Raw genomic sequence first — 2,144 nt, 5'->3', positions numbered from 1 at the left:
TTCCATTTGGCGGCATACTGCTGCTCACACCTATAATATCAGCACCGGCATTTGCAAGCTCAATGGCAATGTTCATCCCAATGCCACTGCTACAGCCTGTAACCAAAGCAATTTTATTATCTACTCTAAAATCTAACATAATAATTTTTTATTCAAATTGATAAATAATATTAACAAAAATATCATTTTATCTATGGAAAGTTTTTGAAAAATCTTGTAGCGGAAATCTTTGAAAAAAAATTTTTCAAAAGTGTTTATGAAATTTCAGTAATGGTTTAAAACAAGAAATCCCCAGATTTCTCTGAGGATTTTTGCGGGCTGGACGGGACTCGAACCCGCGACCTCTGCCGTGACAGGGCAGCATTCTAACCAACTGAACTACCAACCCATTTCCATTTAAAAAGCATTTTAGATTCTAACAATCTCGCTTTTTTTCCGGAGTGCAAATATAGGGGAATTTATATTTTGAAAACAAAACTTTCTAAAAAAAAATGTAACTCCTATTTTTACAAATTATATTACACTCCTAAACTAACTTTAAAGGTTAAATATTATGCCACAGCTAAAGAACAGGCAATATCTCGAATTTGAAAAGCCATTAAAAGAATTGTATGATCAAATAGAACAGTTAACTACAACGCAGGAAAAATCTGAAACGGATATGAGCAGCGCTATTGGGCTGCTTGAAGAAAAAATTACTGAAACAAAAAAAAATATAACCCAAAATTTAACCCCGTGGCAGAGGGTTCAAATGAGTCGTCATCCTGATAGACCCTATACCCTAAAGTACATACAAAAAATGTGTACATCATTTACCGAACTGCATGGAGACAGGAATGTGAAAGATGACAAAGCCATGGTAGGCGGTTTTGCGCAGTTAAATGGTGAAACAGTAATGATTATTGGTCAGCAAAAAGGTAACAATACCAAATCCCGGCAATATCGAAATTTTGGAATGGCCAATCCCGAGGGTTACAGAAAAGCGCTTCGCTTGATGAAACTTGCAGAGAAATTTAATAAACCTGTTATTACTTTAATAGATACACCAGGTGCATACCCTGGTCTTGAAGCTGAAGAGCGTGGACAAGGTGAAGCAATTGCCCGAAATATTTTTGAAATGATAAGCCTTAAAGTGCCGGTAATATGCGTTATTATTGGTGAGGGTGCAAGTGGCGGTGCATTGGGCATAGGCGTTGGCGATCGTGTTGTAATGATGGAAAATACATGGTATACAGTTATATCTCCTGAAAGCTGCAGCAGTATTTTGTGGCGCAGCTGGGATAATAAAGAGACGGCCGCAGAGCAGTTAAAGCTAACCGGAAAAGATATGCTGGCATTTGGTTTGGTAGATGAAGTTGTACCGGAACCTATTGGTGGAGCACATTGGGATTACGATGAAGCTGCAGAAATTCTTAAAAATTATTTGACAAAGACGATACAGGAACTAAAACAAATCCCTGCACAGGAAAGAATTGATACCCGCATAAAAAAGTTTGGGAAAATGGGTTTTTGGGAGGAATAAAATAAAAAAAAAGTGGAACTAAATAATTTATATGCTAAAGATTGGAATTATAGGTGCAGGACATTTAGGTAAATTTCATTTAAATAATTGGCTGGAAATAGATGATGTAATAGTTGTAGGTTTTTGCGATACTGATGATGCAAATGCAAAATCAATTACTGAAAAATATAAAATAAAAAGATTTAGTACTCCGGATGAGTTGCTGGATAATTGTGATGCGGTAGATATAGTAGCACCAACAACTTATCATTACGAACTCTGTGCCCTTGCGCTAAGAAAAGGTAAACATGTATTTGTAGAAAAGCCACTTACAAATACCATGGATGAAGCCAAAGCTCTTTTAAAGCTTGCTGTAGAATCCAATTTAAAATTCCAGGTCGGGCATGTTGAAAGATTTAACCCAGCTTTTGTAGCATTAAAAAACTACAAGCTTGAACCTATGTTTATCGAAGTGCACAGGCTGTCGCAATTTAACCCCCGTGGTACTGATGTAAGTGTAATTTTAGATTTAATGATACACGATATTGATATCATTTTACAACTTGTAAAAAGCAATGTCAGTTATATTTCTGCAAACGGTGTATCTGTTTTAAGCGATACGCCTGATATTGCCAACGTAAGA

General features: G+C 36.2%; 3 protein-coding genes and 1 tRNA gene. 2 read left to right on the top strand and 2 right to left on the bottom strand.

The genetic code is table 11. The features are described 5' to 3' along the window. Positions 1-139, bottom strand: a 139-nt coding sequence (locus H7254_RS01425; protein WP_301931284.1) for an SDR family NAD(P)-dependent oxidoreductase, incomplete at its 3' end; no start/stop codon positions are given. 175 nt (positions 140-314) lie between these two features. After that, positions 315-388 (bottom strand) — tRNA-Asp (locus H7254_RS01420). Between the two features lie 165 nt (positions 389-553). Here H7254_RS01420 and H7254_RS01415 point away from each other — a divergent pair. Beyond that, on the top strand, positions 554-1,522 hold the full coding sequence (locus H7254_RS01415; RefSeq protein WP_301931283.1) for an acetyl-CoA carboxylase carboxyltransferase subunit alpha: 969 nt from the start codon (positions 554-556) through the stop codon (positions 1,520-1,522). Positions 1,523-1,553: 31 nt separating this feature from the next. Further along, the coding region (locus H7254_RS01410; RefSeq protein ID WP_301931282.1) for a Gfo/Idh/MocA family protein at positions 1,554-2,144 on the top strand (591 nt) is incomplete at its 3' end.

The sequence above is a fragment of the Ferruginibacter sp. genome, assembly GCF_014377975.1.
Classification (GTDB): Bacteria; Bacteroidota; Bacteroidia; order Chitinophagales; family Chitinophagaceae; genus Ferruginibacter.
The sequence above is the reverse complement of the archived record's forward strand: the minus strand, read 5'-3'. Positions and strand labels throughout refer to the sequence as shown.

What these genes read in the sequence shown, in the direction of transcription:
- H7254_RS01415 (WP_301931283.1), top strand. Translation starts at nt 554, where the DNA reads ATGCCACAGCTAAAGAACAGGCAATATCTCGAATTTGAAAAGCCATTA.